Here is a 6,189-nt window from a genome sequence, read left to right on the forward strand (position 1 = left end):
CGACACAGCACGATCGGAATGGTGAGCCCGATCAGCTACGAGACCGCCGCGGCGACCGAACCGGAAGCCGCCTAGGAAACCCTCCACGATGCGGGGGGAACCACAGTTAGGCGACGGCTTCGAAGTGCAGTCGCAGGCCGAGGGCACGGGAGACTTTGATGACGGTGGCCAGCGTGGGGTTGCCGCTTGGTGAGAGTGCTTTGTAGAGGCCTTCGCGGCTGATTCCGGCTTGGCGGGCGATTTCGCTGAAGTTGCGGGAGCGGGCGATGTCTCCGAGGGCGTGGGCGATGACGGTGGGGTCGTCGTTGCTTTCTTCGATGAGGGCTTCCAGGTAGGCCGCGACGTCCTCGACGGTGTTGAGGTGCGTCGAGGGGTCAAAGTGGGTGAAGGTTTCGGTGTTCATTGGGATTCTCCTTGTGTTCGTCGCCAGTGTTCGGCGATCTCGTGCGCTCTTGTGATGTCTGTTTGTTGGCTGGACTTGTCTCCTCCGGCGAGGATGAGGATCAGTTGGTCCTGGTGGCGGAGGTAGTAGATGCGGTAGCCGGGTCCGTAGTTCAGGCGCAGTTCCGAGACGCCATGGCCGACGGGTCTGACGTCTCCGGGGTTGCCCGAGGCCAGGCGTCTAATCCGGACGAGCACCCGCGCGGCGGCCTGTCTGTCTTTGAGCTTTGTCAGCCAGCGGTTGAAGGTGTCTGACCAGAGGATCTCGATCACGTGTGTCAACTATAGTTCACACCAGGTGTGTGGATCAACCGCTGCCACACGCCTGGGCCTGGGGCGGGGCGTGTGGCCCAGGGGCGCTGCCCGGGCCGGTGGTTAGGGCCGGGGTGGCAGTGGAAATGGTGTGGTGAACTCGGTGAACCACTGGGCGGGTGTGAGCTGTACTGCGCCGATGGGCCCGGTGACTGCGTCGACGGGGATGTCATAGAGGGTGAGGACGTCGTTGTCCTGGAAGAGGTCTTCGGCCAGGTCTGACCACGACTGGCCGGTGTCGGTGGTGGTGCGGTGGAGGATGAGGTGCAGTGCCATTTCTTCGCCGGTGCAGCGGGGTACGGGTGCGCCCCACCGCTTGGAGTCGTCGGCCAGCCGGGAGGCGCAGTCGGCGAATTGGTAGCGCCAGAACCGGCTCTGGGCGTACGTGCACGCTGGCAGGGCGGCGAGGATGTGTCGCTGACTGGGGCCCACTGCCGCGGTACCGAGCGCATCAGCAGCGGTGCGGATCTCGGTCGCGATCTTGCGGGCCGTGGTGGCGAGGATGCCCGCACGCCTGTGGCCAACGGTGTCGATGAGTTCGGCGAACTCAGCATCGAGATTAGTCACGGCCCACCCTCCTGGTCCGGACGAAGAAGGTGGCAGTGATTCTAGTGGCCCTCCCGCGTGCGAGGCGCTCGTGCGCCCCTGGCTGTGCGCCGGCGCGGCCCTCGTCGCCCGGGTGGCGTTCTCCGCTGGCGGGGCTCGCGCCCGGCCCGCGGTGCCAGCGGTGCGAAGGGGTGGTCGCTGCCCGATCGGTTAACGTTGGTAACTAGATAAGTTCCCGGTTACCCGTTACCGGACTTGGAGGGGTTGTCATGTCGACGTCGGAGAAGATCGCTCGAGCCTATGGGGTGCTCGTTGCACGAGGGGACAAGGTCACCGTGCGCAGCGTGCAGCGTGAAGCGGGGGTGCGCATCGGTGAGGTGGCCGCGTGGATGCGCGAGCACGCCACCGGCGCTGCCGGGGACGTGCCCGAGGCTCCGGATCTGTCGGAGGCAATGTCGGCGATGGTGCAGTCGGTGTGGGCCGCGGCGTGGAAGCGGGCCGCCGAGCAGGCGGACGAGGCGACCGCTGTGGCGCTGGATGCAGCCCGCGGCGGCGAGGCCGACGCGCTGGCGGCCGCCGAGCAGGCCGCCGCCGAGAGGGACGAGGCCGCCGCGTCACGCGATCGCGCCACTGGTGAGGCCGAGGGGCTACGCGTAGAGCTGGAGCAGCTGCGCGGTCAGCTCGAGACCGCGCTCAATGACGCCGCCGTCGCACGCGCTAAGGCCGAGGAGTCCGACCGGGCACGGGTCCGGGCGGAGGCCACCTCGGACACCCTGCGGGAAGTCCTGGACTCGCTGCGCGAGACCGCGCGCAAGCCAGGCCAGTCGGATCAGCCGGGCCAGTCATAGCCAGCCCGCCAGAGCACGAAGCGCGCTGACTGTCGGAGGGGAAAGCCACACTGACAGCCGATCTGGCCGTGAGGTCTGTGCGAGCGCCGCGGCGGGAAGGCGTTAGCGACAGGAGTGTGGAATGTGGGATCTGGAGACCGCGCTGTTGGCTACCGCTCTCGTCGCTGGCGGCGCCTTGGCCTTGCCGCCGCCTCGCGCGTGGGGCCGGCGGGTTCTGCGCGGTGATTGGCATGCTCGGTGTTTTGCAAGGGCCGTACGTGGGCGCCGACGGTAGCGGCGCTCGGGCTGCTGGCGTGGTTCGTCGGTCATTGGTCGTTCGCGGTGCGCCACGGGCGTGCACTACCGGGCGCGGATGGCGCTGTGGGTGATCGATAAGACCCCGTTGCGATGGACGATCCCGCGGTACTGGCAACTGCGCCGGCAACGCCGACAAGCAGCGGCCCGCTGACACATCCCGCCCGGGCCGCCAACGAGAATGGCCCCGCCTGCGGGCGGGGCCATTTGGTGTGGGTGACTGTACTCCAGCTTTAGAACAGTGGGGGCGTGTCGAGCGGTGCGGCGTTGCCGGATGCCCGTGCGTAGGCGACCGGGTCCCAGCCGCCCGCCACGGCGTCGCGGACGGCCAGCGAGCGGGCCTGGCGATCGTGGCGCTTGGCCAGGCTGCGGATGATCCCGGTGCGGCCACAGGCCACCGCGTAGAGCAGGTTCGCCGACTGGGTGGAGGCGATGAGGTGTCAAGCCCCGGGTTTTGTAGAGGGTGGTTATCTGGCGTCGATGAGGTCGTCGACGGGCTCTGGTGCCGGTTCGGCCGCCGTGTGTTGGGCTTCGTACTCCGCCGGGGGGACGTAGCCGATCTCGCCGTGGATGCGGCGGTGGTTGAACCAGTCGATGTACTCGGCCACGGCGATCTCAAGGTCGTCGATGTCCCGCCATGGCCCCTTGTGGCGGTTGCGGATCAACTCGGCTTTGAACAGAGAATTGAACGCTTCGGCCATCGCGTTGTCGTAGGAGTCGCCGCGTGAACCCACCGAGGCCACCAGATCCTGTTCTTCGAGCCGCTCGGTGTAGCGCAGCGCCCGGTATTGAACGCCGCGGTCACTGTGGTGAATCAGGCCGCCCAGGTCGTCGCCGGCGTGGGTGCGCTGCCAGATCGCCATGTTCAACGCGTCCAGAGCCAGGTCGGTGTAGAGGTTCTTGGACAGCTGCCACCCGACGACCATCCGCGAGTAGACGTCGATGATGAACGCCGCGTACACCCACCCGGCGTAGGTGCGGATGTAGGTGATGTCGGCTACCCATAGTTAATTTGGCCGCTCGGCGACGAACTTGCGTTCCACCAGGTCAGCGGGCCGCTCGGTCTCAGCCTTGGGCCGAGTGGTGCGCGGCGACTTGGCCCTCTGGACCCCCTTGAGTCTTTCAGCTCTCATGAGGCGTTCGACGGTGTAGCGGGCGACCTGGTGGCCGGCGCGTCCCATCTCCTTCCACATCTTGCGGGCGCCGTACACGTGGTAGTTCTCCTCGTACATCGTGGTGATCGCGGCCGTCAGTTCGGCGTCGCGAACCGACCGCGCTGAGGGCGGTCGGGTCTTGGCGGCGTAGTAGGACGAAGGCGCGATCGCGGCGCTGGTCTCGGACAGTGCGTCGCAGATCGGCTGGACACCGTGTTCGTCCTTGTGGCGGTCGATGAACTCAACCTTCAGCGCTGTGGACGGTCCAGCTCCGCGATGCTCCTATGTCAAGCCCCGCTCACGCCGCCGCCTGAAGTGCAGGGATCGGAGTGCGTGGCGCTGCAGTTGGAGGCGGCGACGTGGCCTCGGCCACGGGCCGTGCTTCGTCGGCGCGCATCGCTGCGAACACCCGGTCCGATATCCGGCGGCGGAGCAGTCGCAATGCCTCGGTTCGGGTCTTGCCGGCGGCGATGAGCTTGTCGTAGTAGTCGGTGCCTTCGCCGCCGAGCCGCAGCTGGGTCACCGCGGCCATGTGCAGCGCGGTGTTGATGCGCCTGTTACCGCCCCGGGACAGCCTGACGCGGACCTTGTTGCCAGACCACACTGGGATCGGAGCCGTGCCGTTAAAACGGGCGAAGGCGTCTTTGGACTTGAACCGCCTGACCCCGGCAGTCTCGCCGATGATCATGGCCGCTCCGAGCACCCCAAGCCCCGGGACCTCAAGCAGGTGCTGATGATTCGCGCGCGCCAGCTTGCTCAGGCGGCTCTCGATCTCGTTGATCCGCCGGGTGAGCGATCGGATGTCCTCCAAGATGTCGCGGGCGATCTCCGGCACGACCCCGGTCAGGCCGTCCAGGTGGGTAATCAGCTCATCGAGAAGATGGTAACGACGCAGCGCCCGGGACGGTATCTGCAGGTCAGGGTCGATCTCGTGCAGGAACCAGCGGACCTTGGACTGCAATGCGGTACGGCGAGCGACCAGGCTGCGACGGTGGTCGGACAGTAGCTTGATCTCCCGCGCCGGCCCCGGCAACTCGGCCGTCGGTAGGTCACTTTCGCGCAGGGCAACGCGTGCCACGGCCTCTGCGTCGATCGGGTCGGACTTGCCGGGTTCGCGACCCGACCGGCGCATACCCGCCATCAGCCGGGTGTGGACTCGCACGACCTTGTGCCCGGCGTCGAGCAGGTCGGCTTCCAGGCGCCGGGTCAGGTGCCGGCAGTTCTCGATCGCAATGATCACCTCCTCGAACTGCTCGAGCCAGGTCATGATTTTCTGATGCCCGGCCGCCCGGGCCTCGACTGTGAGGACATCGATCCTCCTGCCGACCTCGTCGACAGCTACGAGCGTGTGCCAGTTCTTGTGGGCATCAATTCCGATGACAGTCACCGCGGGCCTCCTTCTGATCCGTTGCCGTACGTTCGGCACCGCCGACCGAGGTCGGGCACGCCTCAGTCGGGCAGGACGAGCGAGCAAGCTCCTATCAGGCCACGGCCTTGATCAGCGATGCACACCCGGTGGAGCGGCACATCGCGGACAAGCCACCTATGGCAGCGAAAAAACGAGCCAACCCCACCGGGCATCGTCATTGTGGTACTGAAGCGAAAAAAGCCGACGCCTGCTTCAAGATCGTGTTCGCCCGCCGCAGCTCGCGGTTCTCCTTCTCCAGCTGGGCCAGGCGGGCGTCGCGATCAGCCGAGACCGACGAGGCGTCTTGGCCCTCGGCCTGGGCTTTACGGACCCAGGCCCGTAGTGCTTCGCGGTGCACGCCGAGCTGCTCAGCGACACGCACGATCGCACCGTGTGAGCGGTCGGGGTCGGCCAGTGCTTCCAACGCCATCCGCGTCGCTCGTTCGCGCAGCTCGTCCGGGTACTTGCGAGGTGCTCCCATGGTTCTGATGATCCCTTCCCGGGTAATCGATGTCTCCATCAAACCCGGGGCGATGCACGTCGATGCCGACGGCCAGCCGGCCGAGCTGCACTTGGTGATGGACAACTACGCCGCCCACAAGCACGCGAACGTCAAGGCCTGGCTGGCCGACAATCCACGGTTCACGGTCCACTTCACACCCACTCACGCCTCGTGGATGAACCTGGTGGAGGTCTGGTTCGGCATCGTCGAACGCCAGGCCATCCGCCGCGGGTTCTTCACCTCCGTCAAGGACCTCAACGCCAAGATCCGCACCTTCATCGACGGCTGGAACAACCGCTCCCACCCCTTCGTCTGGACGAAAACCGCCGACGAAGTCCTCGCGAAAGCCAACCGTAAGAAGACTTCAAATGCGGACCACCAGAGACGTGTTTAGGCGTGCTGGCGGACGGAGTGCTCGCCGAGCGAGCGAGTGCGCGTCGGGTACGGACTACTGTCCCATGACAGGTGTCGGGAGTGACCGGGCGATGATCTCCTTCATGATCTCGGTGGTGCCGGCGTAGATCTGACTGACCCGCAGGTCGGTCCATGCGCGCGCAATCGGATACTCCTCCATGTAGCCGTAGCCGCCGTGGAGTTGCAGGCAGGTGTCGGCGACTTGCTGAGCGCGTTCGGAGCTCCAGTACTTCGCCATCGCGGCGGTGGGGATGTCCAGTTCGCTCTTGA

9 protein-coding genes and 2 pseudogenes are annotated in these 6,189 nt (G+C 66.4%); 2 read left to right on the forward strand and 9 right to left on the reverse strand.

Going from position 1 to position 6,189, the window contains the following annotated elements:
- Positions 1–106: 106 nt before the first annotated feature.
- The 3 genes from J1M64_RS11260 to J1M64_RS11270 all read right to left on the reverse strand — a co-directional run bounded on the left by J1M64_RS11260 (position 107) and on the right by J1M64_RS11270 (position 1,320).
- Positions 107–403 (reverse strand): addiction module antidote protein, encoded by a 297-nt coding sequence (locus J1M64_RS11260; RefSeq protein WP_069389435.1) that lies wholly within the window; start codon positions 401–403, stop codon positions 107–109.
- On the reverse strand, positions 400–714 hold the full coding sequence (locus J1M64_RS11265) for a type II toxin-antitoxin system RelE/ParE family toxin (protein ID WP_069389434.1): 315 nt from the start codon (positions 712–714) through the stop codon (positions 400–402). The genes J1M64_RS11260 and J1M64_RS11265 overlap by 4 nt, the downstream gene beginning before the upstream one ends.
- A 102-nt stretch (positions 715–816) precedes the next feature.
- Entirely contained in the window at positions 817–1,320 is a 504-nt protein-coding gene (locus tag J1M64_RS11270) for a hypothetical protein (protein WP_083249696.1), read from the reverse strand.
- Between the two features lie 248 nt (positions 1,321–1,568).
- On the opposite strand from J1M64_RS11270, the gene J1M64_RS11275 reads away from it, so the two are divergent.
- On the forward strand, positions 1,569–2,147 hold the full coding sequence (locus J1M64_RS11275) for a hypothetical protein (RefSeq protein ID WP_119193514.1): 579 nt from the start codon (positions 1,569–1,571) through the stop codon (positions 2,145–2,147).
- 527 nt (positions 2,148–2,674) lie between these two features.
- On the opposite strand, the gene J1M64_RS11280 is transcribed toward J1M64_RS11275, so the two are convergent.
- The 5 genes and pseudogenes from J1M64_RS11280 to J1M64_RS11300 all read right to left on the reverse strand — a co-directional run bounded on the left by J1M64_RS11280 (position 2,675) and on the right by J1M64_RS11300 (position 5,484).
- Complete coding sequence (locus J1M64_RS11280) at positions 2,675–2,839, reverse strand: hypothetical protein (protein WP_241261438.1); 165 nt, start codon at positions 2,837–2,839, stop codon at positions 2,675–2,677.
- Between the two features lie 69 nt (positions 2,840–2,908).
- A pseudogene (locus J1M64_RS11285) lies at positions 2,909–3,436 on the reverse strand (IS3 family transposase); the annotation flags it as partial.
- Between the two features lie 12 nt (positions 3,437–3,448).
- Positions 3,449–3,847, reverse strand: a complete 399-nt coding sequence (locus J1M64_RS20390; RefSeq protein ID WP_307872434.1) for an IS3 family transposase — start codon at positions 3,845–3,847, stop codon at positions 3,449–3,451.
- Between the two features lie 46 nt (positions 3,848–3,893).
- Positions 3,894–4,982: an IS110 family transposase gene (locus tag J1M64_RS11295; RefSeq protein ID WP_269529596.1), complete on the reverse strand. Its 1,089-nt coding sequence runs from the start codon at positions 4,980–4,982 to the stop codon at positions 3,894–3,896.
- Between the two features lie 196 nt (positions 4,983–5,178).
- Complete coding sequence (locus tag J1M64_RS11300) at positions 5,179–5,484, reverse strand: transposase (protein ID WP_069389780.1); 306 nt, start codon at positions 5,482–5,484, stop codon at positions 5,179–5,181.
- 79 nt (positions 5,485–5,563) lie between these two features.
- On the opposite strand from J1M64_RS11300, the pseudogene J1M64_RS11305 reads away from it, so the two are divergent.
- A pseudogene (locus J1M64_RS11305) lies at positions 5,564–5,899 on the forward strand (transposase); the annotation flags it as partial.
- A gap of 54 nt (positions 5,900–5,953) precedes the next feature.
- On the opposite strand, the gene J1M64_RS11310 reads toward J1M64_RS11305, so the two are convergent.
- Positions 5,954–6,189, reverse strand: a 236-nt coding sequence (locus tag J1M64_RS11310) for an acyl-CoA dehydrogenase family protein (RefSeq protein WP_274601509.1), incomplete at its 5' end; no start/stop codon positions are given.

This window comes from Dietzia sp. KRD202 (assembly GCF_017168155.1).
Taxonomy (GTDB): Bacteria; Actinomycetota; Actinomycetes; order Mycobacteriales; family Mycobacteriaceae; genus Dietzia; species Dietzia kunjamensis.

Coding starts and splice junctions, on each gene's coding strand:
- J1M64_RS11260 (WP_069389435.1), bottom strand. CDS start 403: ATGAACACCGAAACCTTCACCCACTTTGACCCCTCGACGCACCTCAAC.
- J1M64_RS11275 (WP_119193514.1), top strand. CDS start 1,569: ATGTCGACGTCGGAGAAGATCGCTCGAGCCTATGGGGTGCTCGTTGCA.
- J1M64_RS11300 (WP_069389780.1), bottom strand. CDS start 5,484: ATGGGAGCACCTCGCAAGTACCCGGACGAGCTGCGCGAACGAGCGACG.